This window comes from Bacillus sp. 1A (assembly GCF_052682215.1).
Window position 1 is genome coordinate 263724 of sequence record NZ_JBQYLZ010000001.1, and the last position, 16653, is coordinate 280376.

At 33.3% G+C, this 16653-nt stretch carries 16 protein-coding genes; 4 read left to right on the forward strand and 12 right to left on the reverse strand.

Annotated features, from left to right (window positions below; translation table 11 throughout):
• Window positions 1-3: 3 nt before the first annotated feature.
• Together ACUN0F_RS01385 and cpaB are read right to left on the reverse strand one after the other, a co-directional pair.
• Window positions 4-822, reverse strand: coding sequence for an AAA family ATPase (locus ACUN0F_RS01385; protein WP_098413075.1), 819 nt, complete (start codon window positions 820-822; stop codon window positions 4-6).
• A 16-nt stretch (window positions 823-838) separates the two neighbouring features.
• The gene (gene cpaB, locus ACUN0F_RS01390) at window positions 839-1699 is read right to left on the reverse strand and encodes a Flp pilus assembly protein CpaB (protein WP_445539047.1); all 861 of its coding nucleotides are present in this window, start codon (window positions 1697-1699) and stop codon (window positions 839-841) included.
• Window positions 1700-2073: 374 nt separating this feature from the next.
• On the opposite strand from cpaB, the gene ACUN0F_RS01395 reads away from it, so the two are divergent.
• Window positions 2074-2265 (forward strand): hypothetical protein, encoded by a 192-nt coding sequence (locus ACUN0F_RS01395; protein WP_445539048.1) that lies wholly within the window; start codon window positions 2074-2076, stop codon window positions 2263-2265.
• A gap of 184 nt (window positions 2266-2449) precedes the next feature.
• Here the strand turns inward: ACUN0F_RS01395 and ACUN0F_RS01400 are convergent, their stop codons facing one another.
• The 8 genes from ACUN0F_RS01400 to ACUN0F_RS01435 all read right to left on the reverse strand — a co-directional run bounded on the left by ACUN0F_RS01400 (window position 2450) and on the right by ACUN0F_RS01435 (window position 11986).
• Window positions 2450-2611 (reverse strand): hypothetical protein, encoded by a 162-nt coding sequence (locus ACUN0F_RS01400; protein ID WP_445539049.1) that lies wholly within the window; start codon window positions 2609-2611, stop codon window positions 2450-2452.
• A 131-nt stretch (window positions 2612-2742) separates the two neighbouring features.
• Window positions 2743-5097 carry a hypothetical protein gene (locus ACUN0F_RS01405; protein ID WP_445539050.1) on the reverse strand — a complete coding sequence of 785 codons (2355 nt, stop codon included), beginning with the start codon at window positions 5095-5097 and terminating at the stop codon, window positions 2743-2745.
• A gap of 126 nt (window positions 5098-5223) precedes the next feature.
• Window positions 5224-6561, reverse strand: coding sequence for an S-layer homology domain-containing protein (locus ACUN0F_RS01410; protein ID WP_445539051.1), 1338 nt, complete (start codon window positions 6559-6561; stop codon window positions 5224-5226).
• 221 nt (window positions 6562-6782) lie between these two features.
• Entirely contained in the window at window positions 6783-7178 is a 396-nt protein-coding gene (locus ACUN0F_RS01415) for a DUF4320 family protein (protein ID WP_445539052.1), read from the reverse strand.
• A gap of 24 nt (window positions 7179-7202) precedes the next feature.
• Complete coding sequence (locus tag ACUN0F_RS01420) at window positions 7203-7652, reverse strand: DUF5411 family protein (RefSeq protein WP_445539053.1); 450 nt, start codon at window positions 7650-7652, stop codon at window positions 7203-7205.
• Between the two features lie 16 nt (window positions 7653-7668).
• Complete coding sequence (locus tag ACUN0F_RS01425; RefSeq protein WP_445539054.1) at window positions 7669-9168, reverse strand: hypothetical protein; 1500 nt, start codon at window positions 9166-9168, stop codon at window positions 7669-7671.
• Between the two features lie 19 nt (window positions 9169-9187).
• Window positions 9188-10141 carry a hypothetical protein gene (locus ACUN0F_RS01430; RefSeq protein ID WP_445539055.1) on the reverse strand — a complete coding sequence of 318 codons (954 nt, stop codon included), beginning with the start codon at window positions 10139-10141 and terminating at the stop codon, window positions 9188-9190.
• A gap of 702 nt (window positions 10142-10843) precedes the next feature.
• On the reverse strand, window positions 10844-11986 hold the full coding sequence (locus tag ACUN0F_RS01435; protein ID WP_046956953.1) for a hypothetical protein: 1143 nt from the start codon (window positions 11984-11986) through the stop codon (window positions 10844-10846).
• A gap of 1007 nt (window positions 11987-12993) precedes the next feature.
• On the opposite strand from ACUN0F_RS01435, the gene ACUN0F_RS01440 reads away from it, so the two are divergent.
• Entirely contained in the window at window positions 12994-13302 is a 309-nt protein-coding gene (locus ACUN0F_RS01440; RefSeq protein ID WP_046956954.1) for a hypothetical protein, read from the forward strand.
• Window positions 13303-13367: 65 nt separating this feature from the next.
• Here ACUN0F_RS01440 and ACUN0F_RS01445 read toward each other — a convergent pair whose 3' ends face one another.
• Entirely contained in the window at window positions 13368-13589 is a 222-nt protein-coding gene (locus ACUN0F_RS01445; RefSeq protein ID WP_048561905.1) for a hypothetical protein, read from the reverse strand.
• A 183-nt stretch (window positions 13590-13772) separates the two neighbouring features.
• A complete protein-coding gene (locus ACUN0F_RS01450) occupies window positions 13773-14378 on the reverse strand; it encodes a DUF3967 domain-containing protein (RefSeq protein WP_327988655.1) in 606 nt (201 codons plus the stop codon).
• 600 nt (window positions 14379-14978) lie between these two features.
• On the opposite strand from ACUN0F_RS01450, the gene ACUN0F_RS01455 reads away from it, so the two are divergent.
• Together ACUN0F_RS01455 and repX are read left to right on the forward strand one after the other, a co-directional pair.
• Window positions 14979-15314: a cell division protein FtsZ gene (locus ACUN0F_RS01455; protein ID WP_116329672.1), complete on the forward strand. Its 336-nt coding sequence runs from the start codon at window positions 14979-14981 to the stop codon at window positions 15312-15314.
• 27 nt (window positions 15315-15341) lie between these two features.
• A complete protein-coding gene (gene repX, locus ACUN0F_RS01460; protein ID WP_088610235.1) occupies window positions 15342-16649 on the forward strand; it encodes a plasmid replication protein RepX in 1308 nt (435 codons plus the stop codon).
• Window positions 16650-16653 lie beyond the last annotated feature (4 nt).

A 16653-nucleotide genomic window follows, 5' to 3' on the forward strand; every position in this document is an offset into this window, starting at 1 on the left:
CTTTTAATTTCGTATACTAAAGAAACCCTTTTTCATGGAAGATTGCTGGGATGGAATACCAAGACCAGCTGCTTCCATAATTTGATGGACCTTTGTATTAATTTGCGGGGAACCAAATTGCATCCCCCATTCGTAACTCGTACGATCTCTGTCATACGGAATGGTTACTGCTATTTTTTGAGAAGAAAGCTTTTCAATATCTTCTACATAATTCTCATCTGCCATATTTAGCACATGAATCATTCGAGGTAATGTTAGCTTCGCATCTTCTATTAGTTGTAATTCTCGCTTAATTGCTATCGCACCACGAGGATTTCCATTTAGCACATGAACAACAAGGTCTGATTGGTATAGGATTGGATAACTCAACACCTCTGATAATTCAGTCGGCACCGATAGAATGATATAATCGTATTCTGTGTCTACAAGTGATTCTATTAATGTCGTTACAAACAATTCTTTGTTTTGAATCTCAGGGAATTGAGCTAGGTTATAACCTGATGGAAATACAAGAAAATCCATCTTATCGTGTAATTTTTGCATCAACCTTGGATTCACTTTTTTCTCTAGTAAATCTTGCTTGGTACAAATATACTGCAAGAGGTTGTAATCATTTTCTTTTCTTACAAGCTCTAATATATTTTTACTATCGTGGCTAAGACCAGTTCCAACTGCAAAGCTTGGTCTTACTTGGTCTGCTTCTACATAAAGCACCTTTTTCCCTAAATGAGCTAACTCATTTGCCATTGCAATACTTAACGTACTTTTTCCAACGTTTTCGTTTGTGGCATAAAAGGAAATGATTCTTACTTGCCGCTCCATCTTAATAACCCCTTTCTTACTTAGATTCATTCAGATACTGTGCTACATACTCTTTTACATTTTTAGAAATTGGATTAGTCGAATGTTTCTCTACATAGTCTAAAATGTTTTTTTGATCAGATATTTGTGAGAATCCTTCAGCTGGTTCTAATTCTTTCCCTGTTTGTTCCACCTTTTGTCCGACTGCAACAGGAATCACATCTCCAAGTGTTTTTGCACGATTTAAGTATTGAAGTTGTTCAGGTGAGACAGCCAGTGTGTATAATCGTGTTACTTTTGGCTTCTGTTTTCCTTCTTGTTCCTCTTTTGATTCTTTCTTTTCTAGCACAAATGCATCTTCTGTATTGCTATCTTTTGCAGCCGTCACACGTACACGTTGGAACAGACCACCAAAGACAACCTTCTCATTGTCTCCTTCTTTCACAACCTGTTTGAAATACAAGTCCACATACGTGTTCGGGATAATACTATTCCCTGAACTTGTTTCCAAATCAACGAGTAACGGGAATGCAACTTCTCCATCTTTTAAATTTAAAATGGCAGAGTCCGGTAACTCCTCTTTCTTTACTACTTTGTTTTTAAAAAGATAGCTGTTTTCAACAATGGGTTGCCCATCATTTGTCCATTTTCCTACAACCTCTTTTTTGCTTACACGTAATGCATTTGGTGGAATGGCATCACCAGGCAATGTACGTTCCACTAGCATGTCTTCTTTAATCTCTGTATGTGCAGGTATATCCTTTGCGGCTACAACGATCTTTGTTGGTTTTACAGCATTTTCTACTGCGAAATGATTGTATCCATAGATACCCGCTACTGTTGCAGCGGCTAGACCTACCGCAACAATCTGCTTCTTTTGAAACTTAGATGGCTTCAATGTTTGTATTCCTCCTTATGTAGCCTTTAAACGCAAAAAAAGGACACACCTATGGCATAATGCGCCTTAGGTGTGTCCTTTTAGCTAATCTAAAGTCTATATGAAAATGTTGGATTTAGTTTCTTTAATATTACAATTTCAATATTATGATATATAGAGTTTTATGTCAATCATTTCTAAAAAAAATATTATTTTCACCATTCAAAAATTCTAATTATAAAAATAAAAACAGCCTTAAAACGTTGTCATATCAAGGCTTTTAAGCTATTAACCCACCCGTAGATATGGTATAATAAATATAACGTAACTGAATATTTCAGGGTGGTCGGTTGCTTTCCTTTCTCTTTTATTTTATGGGGAAAGGAGGTGACACTATGGAAATTCTTTTCATGATAGCAATTGAAATTGTAAAAGTTATTGCTAGAGAAGTCGCTGTGTTTTTTGCAAAACGAGTAGGAAAATCCCTATCAACGTCTTGGAAGAAAACACAAAAAAAGCGACGAAAAACGAAAAGAACCACCCTCAATGCCAGCAAGCGTCTGAAGGGCGGTTCTAAGAAAAAATAAACTTTTTTAGCAACCATCCACCTTGCGGTAACAGTTACATAAGGCGAAGTGTTAGCAGCACTTCGTCTTTATTAGTTTATGCAAAAACTATTATTATAATACTTCTACACATATTATAACATCAACTATTGTACATGTCATGCAGATTTGTCCACGATAGTAGATAATATAGACATAATTATTATTAAAACGAAATCAATTTTGTTCCTGTTTCAAAATACTTTGCAGGAGCATAACTTTTCCCATTTCGATCCTGAAATTCGTTTCCGATGTATAACGATGCAATCATTGCGATAACTCCAATAAAAATCGCACGTCTCATACGTTGTTTTTTCTTTTTATCCATTTAAAATTCCCCTTTCTACGAAAAAAAGGCACATCCCGTTAAGGGATGTGCCTTTGGTTTATCCATTCAGCTACTAGTTTAAGTTAGATATATTATTGTTTCGAGCCATCTAATTATACTATATTTTATCTTTATTTTCCTTTTTTCATGTAATACCAATCTGTTAATTTATGAAGTATGTCTTCCTTACCAACCCAATTCCAACCTACTCCACTGCCCCCAGGAAACGGATCGTCAGGAAATACTCTTCTTTTTATGAAATCATCGTATGCAACACCCTTAATCTCTACTTGCTCAGTTAAACATAGACTCATTTCATTGACACCTGCTGGAGCTGTTTCTACATTAAAAGTATATACACCATCTTTTGTCTTCAGTGGCGAATACCACTTTTGGCCACCATCAATGATTTTCTCTTGTCCATCCCAGTATAAAGACTTAGTTGGTCTTTTACTATCAAAGACATGTCCTGTTGCTTCAGATAAATACATATTTTTAGGTAGGAATTTTGCTGTATTATCTTTAAGTTCTTTCTTCTCTAAATCTTGAGTAGACTTTAATCCTTCGTCTGCAAACGGGTATTGTGCCTTAGCAGTAGTAAATACACCAGGGTAATTTGCATTCCAATCATTTTTGTACTTACCGTTTACTTCATACGAAAATCCATAACCAGAATGTAGCTTAGAAGGAGCTAAATTATCAATACTCCCTGTCAAAGTTTCATAATACATTTCCCCAACTATATCTTCTTTTGATACACGTTCACTTACTGTTTCTACTACACCTTTTACACTCGTTACACCACACATTTCTTTTTCTTTTGAAGGCTCATAGATAGCGGTTTTAATAGGATTATTTTTATACGTAGTTTCCTCTATGTCTATACGATTACCAGCAGGGTTAATTTCTGCCTGAATTGTTCCTTTCCCTTTATGTTGCCAGTCAAGGTTCAAGGTTTTCTTTTCTCCCTCAGTTAATCTTACCTTTTGTGATGCTACTTGTTGTCCGTTATGCTTTAGCGCGACTACTGTTTCAGGATTTGCATATTTCGCTTCTAGTGCATCTAACTTTTTAATTTTATTCTTCTCTTTTTCTAGTTTTTGTCTTGCTGTATCTAGCCTACTTGCAGCATCGTCTAATCTATCTTCTTCCCAAGAGCAATCTCTATCAATATAGTAATCATGGCCTTCCGCATCTTTCTCATGAATTGGATTACGACGACAATAACTTAAACTAGACTGTGCACTATCTCTATTAGATTCAGCACTATATACTTCCTGCTGAGATTTATTAATATTATTATTTACCTTTGCTCTATATTGGTCACGTTCTGGCTTAAAATTATCACGCGATACATCTACTCTTGTTTTAATATTCTTTCCTTCTCTTGCTGTTTCTCCTTCAATTCTGTCACTAGAAAAATCAATTTTATATTTAAAGTCATCTTCATCGCCTGGATCTGGGTTAGGTGTTACTTCAGTACCGCAGTTACCATCTATGGTAAAATCAACAGTTTTCTCGTTAGATTCCCTCTGAACAGCATCAAGCACTTTCATTTTCGCAGTATATCGACCACACATTTGTGGCTGCCATTTCACATCATCCTTTACAAATTTCCCAGCATCTCCCTCATTGGCTCTTTCATTATCTCTTTGCGGATTTGAACGTAAATAATTTTCTTGATGATGCACAGTTTCGCCATCTTTTATAATATCTAACATCCATTTAACTCGGTTCCGTTCTCCAGCAGCTTTTTGATAAGGGTTTACTGTTGTTCCATTAGAATCACGATCATTATAGCCCTTATTTTTACTCACATACTCAAAACCATTTAAATTAAACGTTACTGGCTTATTCAGTTCATTTTTTTTGCTAGATACTTTAAAATCTTTAATCTGTGGCTTGCTTGTACGTACATACCATAAATTATATTTATTAACCCCATCTACAGCCCCAGCACCCGCATATCCACCAGAAAGATATGCTATATCCCTAATCCAATAGAAACTTCCAAAATCAGTCCGATTGACAATTGAATTAATAACATGCTTCTTCATATTGGTTAAAACAAAATCAGGATTCCCCCAATATTTATCTTGAATTACAGATGTATTTACACGCTCAAATTCCGTTACCATACGATCTCCAACCTTAATTGAGGGATTAAAATAACCTTCATTCGATATTCGAACAAATGGCTCTGCAGTATCTTCACTTTGTACCAAATTTTCTTTAGGATTCCCCCAGTTAAATGAACCATTATAAACCGCTGGATAATGTATATCTGCTTTATATAATGTTTTTACTGGTTCATATCCACTACCAGGACGAAAATACTTACCAGGCATTTGCAATTCTAACGATTTTAAATAGGTCTCGTTATTTCCATCAAAAAAAGGTACATCATTATTTTTAGCATTAGCTGCTGTTGGTATTGCTAGTAAAACTGAAGTACAAGCAAATAAAAATTTTCTTTTCACACTCATATTTTTTCCTCCTAAATATAAAAAAAGGACACACCTGTACCGTTGGGATGGTACGTAAGGTGTGTCCTTTACGTCAAATTTATTAATTCATCTATTTAATTAAACAACTTTCTATTTACTATTAAATCATTTTACTTTATCTATTTCAACATACATTGTATCGATTGCTGTAGAATGTCCAACACGAATTTTATAATCATCTTTGTAGTAAATCTTAAGTTCCTCAGTATCTACAGTGTATTGAATTTCTTTATCTAAATTTAATCCACTTAAGAATGTAGCCCATCTTTTAGTCATTTCTACAGTAGCATCATTACTAGCTAAGAAAATTAATTTAACCCCGTCTGAATATGGTGAAACTACAAACTGTGCCCCTATTGATCCAGGAGGAAGAAACATATTTTCATCTAAAAATGCTACGTCTCCGCCAATTTCATTATATTTTAAATTTGTATTATATTTGCCATTAATATCTTTTACAATTGCTTGAGCTTCTGGAGAAACCTGTTTAGCAATCATCGGATCTTTTAACCAGTTTGGATAAATCTCTAATTTATCTGTAACTAAATTTTTATCTAATCCCTCCGGGATACTAGGATTCTCTGGCTTAGTTTCTGGTTTAGTCTCTGGTTTAGTTTCTGGCTTAGTTTCTGGTTTAGTTTCTGGCTTAGTCTCTGGTTTAGTTTCTGGTTTAGTCTCTGGTTTAGTTTCTGGTTTAGTCTCTGGTTTAGTCTCTGGTTTAGTCTCTGGTTTAGTTTCTGGTTTAGTCTCTGGTTTAGTTTCTGGTTTAGTTTCTTTTTCAACGGCATTAATAGAGTTGAATAAGAACTGACTGTACTGTTCACGAGTTACATGCATTTGTGGTGAATATTTATTACTACCTGTACCAGCTGTAACACCATTTTCCTCTAATGCATTAATTGCATTATATGCCCAAGAGTTTTTATCAACATCTATAAATGAAGTTGTTGTAGTTGCTTTAAATTTAAAAGCATTTGTAAGTACCTGCGCCATTTGCTCACGGGTTAAAATATCATCTGGGCCAAATTTCCCTTCACCATAACCAGCAACAAGACCCTCTTTAGCAAGTGCTAAGATTTCTTTTTCAAACATGTGTCCTTTAATATCTGTAAATGGATTTTTGAAACTAGCATCTACATCTGCTGGTTTTACGTATGCATAAATCATACGCGCCACTTGCCCACGAGTTACATTGTCCCCAAAACCAAAGATATTATTTCCGTATCCTGCTACTACTTTACGATTTGCTAGATCATAGATTGCTTTTGTAGACCAGTGATTTGCTGGAACATCATTGAACTTTAATGAATCTGTGTTATCAGCCGCTTTTGCTGAAAATGCTCCTGCTCCTAATAGTGATGTACCCATAATTGTTAGTGCTGTTGCTGTTTTTAAAAATTTATTTGCCATTGTTTGTTCCTCCAAATATATTAGTTTTTTCATAGATTCTTTTATTGTACCGAATTTAAATATAAAATCCAGATAATTTAACATATAAATTTATTAATAAAAGGTTTTTATAACCGTTGTTCTGCATGGAAAATATTACCATATGGTAATGAGCTTGTAAAGTATTTTTATATATTTATTTTTAAATATAATTTTCTAGCAAAAAACTATACTTTTCAGCATAGTCTTTTATAGTACAAATCTTAGGATTTTCATTATTTAAAATATACTTGTCCCAATCCTTCTTTACTCGCCCATATCGGAGCCTTTATGCCATCTACCCCAATCAACTTAAATATGAAGAAATGGTGTTCTGCTTTCACTTTAAAAGAAAGGGATTGATTATGATCGATGCGTCCCTTTGTATACTCATACTTCCAACCATCCATCTTTTCTTCTTTCATTCTTTTCTCTATCCCAGGGACTAAATCAACCCTTTTTCCATTGTAATCATATTGAAATCCACCCTTATTCTCTGCTATTTCTACCATATCAGAAGCAAAGTTATGTGCTTTCACCAACTGTATCCCATATAAAACGCCTTCGGGTAATAGACTAATTAATAATAAAGAAAGGGTAAGGAATAGAGCGGTAGTTACTGTATTTTGCATTCTTAGTGCACCTACTCTTTTTCTTTATTTTACGTTTCCGCCTAATTGTTTTTCTTTTCCATTCGTATCATAGATAATAATACTTCTTGCTTTACTCTTTATCGTTTCTTTTTTCTCATCAAATTGCTTAAAATAACTAGCAGCTTCTGCATCACCTTCGACAGCAATCATTGCTGGTTTCTCCCGTACATCATGGACAGTGAAGTTACGTTTTGAAGCAGGATCTTTAAAATCCGCATTACCGTTATACGCTTTTTCAAACTCTTGTTTCGCTTTTTCTCGATCAATAGCTATTTCTTCTTCTGCACGAAGAGTACCTATTTTTACAGATTTAGCCAAAGCTATCTCGCCACCCCTTTCTAAAGACGATTTATTATCAGTATGTGTTGTATCTCCAATCACCATATCAGTTACAAAAAATAGACACCCTACAAATAACAGCAACATACTTGCTGCAACAATAAACTTTTGCATCCCTCTTCATCCTCCCTTAACTTTCAGACTTCCGAAATCGAAATCCACTTAATATAGAGCTTTTCTTCTGTTTCAATAATTCATTTGGTAGCAATAGCTCTGCTATTTCCTTCATTATTCCTTCTAGCTCTTTATAATAGTTCCGACTAGATAGTAACGTACTACTATTTAATTGAGATTCAAATACATCTTCTATCTCATATGGTGGTAAAGCAGTTAATACCTTATCTCCAAAACATTCTTCTACTATTTCATGCTTTAAAAGTGCAGGAGAAAACTTATTCCCAATGATTCTCGTTTTCTCTAAAGCTAAGTAAGAAACGAGCTTTCTCTCTTTTTGTGTAAGAGGATGCGCTATCTTTAGCAATTGATGCAGATCTGGTTCCGCTACAAAGAAAATATAATCTGCCATTTCACATATCTCATGGTATAAATCTTTATCCCAATCGCTCCCTGCATCAATAATAGATATAGGTGCTTCTTGGTTAGCCAATAAAACCTTAATAAAATGGTCAAAGTCCTGCTCTGTTTCATTTTTTAGCTCTTGATCTACAATAGGATTCTTAACAATATAATTTATTCTTCCTTGCTTCCATTTTGGAATTGATAATATATCGGATTCCTTCTGTAGCATCTCTTTATATCGCTGCAACATAAATTCACTACGATAGTTTTCTGGTGCTTCTGTATATCCCTTTAGTAACGGATACGTATAGCCATCATCATATAGATTCTCTATATAATTCACATCAATCTGTAATTCATTTAAGTAAGCAGTTAAAAGATGTGAAACAAAAGTAGCACCACTTCTCCTGTTCATGCTGGCCACAACAATTGTTCTTCTTGGAATAGCGATACCGATTTGTTTTTCATATACCGGCTCAAAAGCCAATTTATACTGTTTTTTTATAACAGGTGCTTTTGGCATCTTCTCTGAAACAGACCTACGCTTTTGTTTGTTTTTAAATAGTTTGTTGGAATTAGAGGCAGGTTCACTGTTGCCACCTTCCTCTAATTCACTTGATACTTCCTCTTCTTCCTCATCAACAGGAACCTCAGGCAACTTTGTTTGTTGCGGTGCCTGACTTGCTCCTACAATTTCCGCTACATTTTTAATATCCGATTCCTGTAGCAGCTGCGGGATGACTTTATTATCAATATCAATTTTACGAGAGTTAAAAATGTCATAGATACCTAGATAAATCAGTTTCGCCAAAAACTCATCATCATTTTCACGCTCTGTAAATACTACAATACGAATATCCCGATTAAAGCGAATATCCCTTAACTTCTGTAAGATAATCAATTCACGTTTCTCTTCATGTCCCGCATCAATATTTAATCGTTTGTCATTAATACATAGAATATTGGGCTGTTCCGTATCTAGAATTTCATCTAGATACTTGATGTGCATCACATCACTATCAGCTACTTCAAATCCCACACCAATAAAATCCTCACGTAAATATGCCGTATATACAGTATCGCTAATAGCTAAAACGATTTTTTTTACCATAGTGAACCTCCTACAAACTCTAACGTTGGATTAAAATCATATTTTCAATTGGAATTTGTGCCTGAAGATGAATCATCCCAATAATCTCATTCAGAATATACTGCATTTCAACTTGTTCCATTGGACGTGGAGCCCCAAAATCAGAATTTAGTTTTACTCGTATTTCTAATCGATCTTGTATCTCATGTAAAGGTGTATCAAGATAAAGAAAGCTGTAGTATAAAACACCATCTTCAATATTTTTTTGAATCATATCCTTTGTTTGATGAATAAATGTAACCTCAGCAACCTCAATAAAAGGATCGTCAATGGTTACTTTGCTATTCCAATTTAAAGTCCAAATCTCGCAATGCTCTTCCGCATGCACAACAACTCCGTTTACAGAAGGCGTAATTGAGAAGAAACGATCTACAGGAACTTTGGTTAATAAAGTGGTATCACCTTTCACTAATTCAAATCCTCTTTCTAATCGTTCATGTTCAAAAGCATATTCAGCACCACTGTATGCAACTTCACAAAATACTTGTTCTAATAATGGACGAATTCCCTCATATGTTCGTATAGCAAACACACTAAATTCCTGTGTTTCATCTGTTCGAATGATTTCGTACAATTCATATTCGGATGCATTTGCTAGGGCAAAAGGAATGTCTTTTATAAAATTCGGATCACTATATAGATTCTCAGGTATTTGTGTTTCAGGATGTTGTATAAACTCTAGACATAATTGATACCCTTTTAAAAATGCATTCTTAACAGCTGCAGGGAATAGAGTTTCAAAACGCTTTACATTATTTTTAAACGTTTTTCCTTCAATTTCATTATTAAATTCTCTTTCTTGTAAGATATTTGCTTTATTCCCTAGTAATAAAAAGTAGTGATTAATAATGCGATTAATATTCTCCTCAAATGCTGTATTGTCCTCACAATACTTTGTAAATCGCTCTTTACTCATGTTTACAATGTCATTCATAGTTCATATTCTCCCTTTTTTTGATATTTATACAAAAAAAAGACACACCGATGGCAGGTTATGTGCCTTCGGTGTGTCCGTTTAGCTAAAGGATGAATCTATTAATTTGTATATTTCTCTTAGTAAATTGTTGTTCATGTATAAGAATACATCTCTGAATTTTAAAAGTCAACAGTTTCAAAAAATCCTAACGCTAATATATTCACTTATATTTTTCTTATTTTTTATGTATCTAATCTAAAGAAAACAATATTTCAAATAAAAATATATTCAAGTATTTTATATAAATAATACAAGAATCATATATAACTAAACTCAATTATTAAATATAAAGAGAAAATACAAGTGCTTATGAATCCTTATATACCATACGTTCTTTTATAATAGGCCAAATTACATACGTACTATCCCCATTACATACAAGTAATGAATCATAAAAAACACAAATTAAGAAGCTACATATCATATTACTAAGAATTCACAGGTTTTAATATATAGTATTAAGATAAACACAAGTATTGAATCGAATTATAAACAAAATGAATCGTATCCAAAAGCAGCATAAACTGTTTATATATTTACGTAAAAGCGCCGATAAAGACATTTCCTTAACAAAAAAACATGTCCTCAAATTAAAGAACATGCCAAATAACCCTTGCTTTTATGTGATTTTTTAACAAGGGCTTCTGCTTACTATATTTTTTAAGATTTTATGAAGTCTGGATAGGCACCATTTTGATTATAATAATTCATCATTACATCGTGTCTTTCTTCTACAGACAAGCTTTTTTCCGTAAAATCAGTCCAAGATTCTCTAAATTGTACTCGCATAAATGCAGGAATAGAGAATATTTCTTGCTCTTTCGTATAATTTTCAACCTGATCTAATGCATAAGTCATTGCGGTAATCAGTAATTCGTTTTGTTTTTCCTTTGTTGGCATGTATGCAGCAATGTCTACAATTTCCTGTTTAAATGCAATCATCATATTTTCACGATCTTTCTTTCGTAATGATTGTCCCATATATTTTAAACGAGATACTGCTTCCTTTCTACATTTCGCTACCGGCCTATGTAAATCTTTTTTATCATTCTCAATTACGCAGTTTGAAGAAAACACCACATTGAACTTTTCAATGATGACTTGTTTCACCTGTTTTCTAACACGCGCTATGCGAGAGTCGCTAGACTTCTTTTCCTTAGAATCAATTGCTGTAAATTGCACAATTGGTTTTAAAATTTCTATGTATTGTCGTACCTTCTTTGCATTACGATTCAATTTATCCTTTAAAAAAGCCATTCTTCTTGTAATCTCGAACTCTTGAATCTGGTGCTTATAATGCTCCATACCAATTTTTCTAGAAAAAGTATTTATTAATTCTAATAGGAACATAATCCCTCTGTTATCACGAGCCTTTACAAGACTACTAAGTATAGTTGTTTGAATAAGATGAAATGGAATTCGGAAATATGATAGTGATATATCTGTAGTTTTTGTAGTTTCTGCAGCTGTATGGTTATACAAGGCATAATCTACAACCTCATATACAGTACGATTTCCAACAGGTGTCTCTTTTACGAGCTTACGCTCCAAGCAAACTTGAAACCCTGTATAAATTGTTGTGTAGGGAATCCCACTGTTCTTAGCAAGATCCATGATTTGAAATTTACGTGGTAGCATTCCAATATCATTACATTCAAAGTGAAGCAAGATATAAGTAGCTAAAGCTGAAGATGGTAATTCTTTTCGTTCATTTTCTAGTTTCACGATGTTTAATAATCCATCGAAAAACTTAACCCCATGAACCTTAAAGTTCTGCTGGGAAAAAGCCATTTGCGTATTCATAATGTTGCTAACTCCTTTCAAAAGAGCACAAAAAAGGCACTGTCATACCACGTATACAAAAATACTACTCTTTAAAAAAGCAATACATGTATAACCACGGTAAACAATGCCTAAAAATACGCAAGAAATCCCCTTTTTAAGTTGCACAAATACATAAGATACAGTAAAATTATCTTATAATTTCATGCAAACCAAAAAAGGTTTAGAAGCTTTGTTTACCGCGCTCTAGAAAAAGATTTAGAGTTTCAGCGATTCGCGGTTAACCACAATGAGATAGTTGGCGCTATTTCATTGGGCTGATGAACCTTTTTTTGCTTTGTTATATTTTATTTTTACATTATATAAAAGTTCTATTATTAATAAATCTATATCTAGAAAAATATAAAATTATTAAAGTAACTACATCATATATAGTTTTTTTCATGGTTGCAAGCTGATTTTCAAAAGTAACAACCTGGTGAACTTAACACGAACGAAAATCCGCACATTAAACATCTACATGATCGCCTCTCAATCAAAAACCAACTAAATATGGTTTAAAATCCAATCATTTTCACGACACTCACCTAATCAATTGTCACTCAATCAACACACCACCTTGATTTCGATACCATTTCACCTCTAATCAATAAGAGTCACCCACCTAATCACCGGTCACTTAATAATAACGCACTTAGTTTTCCTCAATAGATTGAGTGGTGATTAAGTGAGTGGTTTTATTGTATTAAATATAGTTCCAATCAGTCAATTAATCGCCAGTCACTTACATAGTTTTGTTCGTATTTTAAAAAGCGAACGACCGGTGATTGAGTGGTTGAGAATCAATCATAGGTTTTTTTAGTTACAAAATTAACTCTCGAATAAACAGCAAAGTATACAGTTGTAGTAATAAACAGGTTTATTAAACTATTGTTCTGAGAATTAACGTAAATTAATTGGCAGAACAATAGTTTAATAATACTTAATTTGTATAATAAACCTATGGTTATTATAAAGGGGATGTTTAAATGAGAAGAATTGATTTGATACCAAAACCATTTTTTGAAACTATAGGGGAACATGGTACAACTTATTTTGTATATGGATATAGAACCACTAAACCAAAGTTACATTTAGGAGAATTTAGTTCACTAAAAGAAGCTAGACAATTCATCTACAAATATGCTTATGAAAATCCACAATGGCTTAATGTAGACGGAGATATTAATGAATATAACAAAAAACCTTCTAGACCTGAAAGTAAGAATAAATGGTATAAAGGAGTAGTTAAAAAAGAATATATGAAGTATGCCAATTTCAAAGATTGGAAGAAATAAAAGTAGCGAATTCGTTACTTTTTTATTTTGTAAAGAAAAAGGAACCCATAAGGATTCCATTTGCATCACGTTGTTCTATAGTCTTTGTTTCTAAGTTTGTTTCTAATATCCATAAATGCTAGAATCATTATGATCGTGCATAATAATTTGAGCCAACGAAACTCCTGGTCGAACATTATACCAGAGAAGAATTCATAAGCATATAACAAGCCAATAGCGGGAAATAGCCAAGTCATGAATTTTAAATCTTTTAGGTGATATTTATAATTATTAATCTTTTTCCACATATGTATCAACTCCTGTAAATATATGTTAATTCTATATATTATGATTTTACATAAAAATATATAGAATTAACATAATAACTTTGAATTAATCATGTTATTTATTAATGAATTTAGTCTCAGTAAAGACACTAAGTGTCCTAAGGATTTAGAAAATAAAAGAGACTATCAAAATGATAGTCTCTTTTATTTTTTCCCGAAAAACTTAGAGAAAAATCCGCCTTTTTGTTCAGTATTTTCTTGTTTCTGAGCATTTGCACTTTTTTGTTCTTGAATTAATCGTATAGTGCTCATTAGTTTTTCGTCACGTTCCTCTAGACGTTTATTAATTCTATCGAAATTGTCCTGACTTTGTTTAGCTACAGCAGCGAAGAATTCCATATTTTGCTTTGTTAATTCGGCGGTCACTTTAGCTGTAACTTCCTCAGTGATTTTTTCTGTCAAAGCCTCAATCAAGTCTGTATTTACCTGTTGTGCTTTAACTAGCGATGTTTCCTTTTGCTCATCATCGTCATCAATCTCTTCAGCATAAACGTTACGAATAACAGCCGGATCCATATCTAAAAGCACTACTATTTCGTGCTTTTTCTTTGACTCTGAATAATAATGTTTTATTTTTTTTACTGTATCGATACTATCCTCGTGAACATATTTAAGTTGTCGTTCTTTTTTTATGTTCAAGTACTCATCAAAATCATTCAACCATCTTCGAAGAGTACTTTCAGGTATATCAAGCATGGTTGCTACTTCAGATACACGATAATAACCATCGCTTAACTGCTCATCAATCATTTGCTCACCACCTAACTATATGATGCCTGTCCTATAATACATTATATAGAAATTCTATAGAAACTAAAAGGATACCTTTGCAGATTACGTAAATTTTTGTGTATTTTTGTATCTGATCACTCAACCAATCATTGCTCAATCTATAAGTTATGTATCAAAATTGCCCATGTTGTTAAGCGGTGATTAGTTGGATGAGCGTGCGTAACACCTCAATATATAGGAAAACAGCTCAGTAAATCGTAAATAAATCAACTCCTATAAAAAAGAATTTTACATAATTGCAGTTGCACCTGATAGTTATTAGATAAAAATAGCGGTAATAATTAACGGAATAAGTACGTAATAATAACCCGTAATTAATACGGTTGTTATTACGGGTTATATTTCGGAAGTATTTAAAACCTTGATGTTAAAAGATTCTTGATTAAATAGTATAGATGTATTATAGTTAATACATACGATACTTCGGAAGTATATCCCGAAGTATTTACGGCATATATAGCGGGATTGAATTCCGTAATATTAAGTAAACTTTCTTGTAACTATGCATAAATTTTATTTTTCATTAAAGGTGGTGTGAAATTAGTGTCTAATATATCAATGAGTAGCAATGAAATTATTGATGTACTCTGTGAGAATTTGAATGAAGGAATTTGGGCTCTACGTGTACTATACGCTGAAGGTGCAATGCACAAAGAAAAGCTATGGGATTGTATCAACCAATATCATAAAGAATATCAAATTGAGAATGAAAAGGATTATGAAGGAAAAAAGATACTTCCTTCGCGATATGCTTTGGATATTATGACTGCACGACTTGAGGGAGCAGGGTTGATATCTTTTAAACCATTTGGACGCGTTCGAGTTTACGAAGTAACAAATCTAGGTAATGTTTTAATTAAAGAACTAGAAAAACGAGTTGAGAAAAACAACTAAAATATATATTTGAGGGAGGCTATACATATGGCAGGCAATTTTTCAGAAATCGAAAGCCAAGGAAATATTAGCTTAAAATTTGGATTCTTAGGACTAGGTATGGGTGGATGCGCAATCGCAGCAGAGTGTGCAAATAAAGAAACTCAAATTAAAAATAACAAATACCCATATCGTGCGATTCTTGTTAATACAAATAGTCAAGATTTTAACAAGATTGAGATTAAAAACGCGGGAAATGTCCGTAAAATACAGTTAGAAGGATATGAGCAGGGTGCAGCTCGTAATCCACAGATTGGTGAAGAAGCATTTGTAAAGCATGAAACAACGATTTTCGAAGCGGTTAAGCAGGAATTTGAAGATCGTGATTTCATTTGGATTACTTGTGGTCTTGGTGGAGGAACAGGAACTGGAGCTCTATTAAAGGCAATTGAAATGCTATATGAACATGATTACAATTTTGGATTATTACTGACTTTACCACGTGATGCAGAGGCTTTAAAAGTATTAGAAAACGCAACTTCACGCATTCGTAGTATTGCTATGAACCAAGAAGCTTTTGGTTCAATTGTATTAATAGATAACGCTAAACTATATAGAAAATTTGAAGAGGAAAATCCAAGTGCTTTAGCAAACGAATATACTAGCTATAGTAACAAATATATTGCTGATGCATTACATGAGATTAACTTAGTTACTTCATCATTTACACCGTTTTCAGATACACATTTTGATGCGAGTGAATTTGCTCAAGTAATTAATACACCAGGCATTTTATCATTAGCAAAACTAGAACTAAAATCAAATCAATTAGACACTGAAAACCCGCTAGGTTACTTGACTCAATTAGGGAACGCACTAGAAAAAGGTGTTTTATACGATACAGAAAGAGAAGAGCTAGAAAGTGCTAAAAAGAGCGCACTATCTATCGTTACATCACCGCTACGAGCAGGTCGATTATATAACTTCTCTTTCCTTAACCAAATGGAAAACTTCTTAAAAGAAAGAACTCCATATGTAGATGAACGTCCTATAGCTCCATATGTTAATAAACATACAGCAAAAAAAGAAGAGGATATAGTAAAATTCTATTCAGTTGTTGCAGGGCTACCATTGCCAAAACGTGTGAGTGATATCATTGATGAGATTACGAGAATTAAAGAAGAACGTGAGCAAGCTAATTCTAAGAAATCAAATGCTGTTTTAAATAAACTTTTCGCATTTGATGATTCAGTGCAAGAAGAAAAACCTAAAAAGAAAAAATTGAATTTTGGTGCTGAACCTGAAGTAGAAGTTGCTGACGATTCACAACCAGCAAAGAAGAAATTATCATTCTAAACAA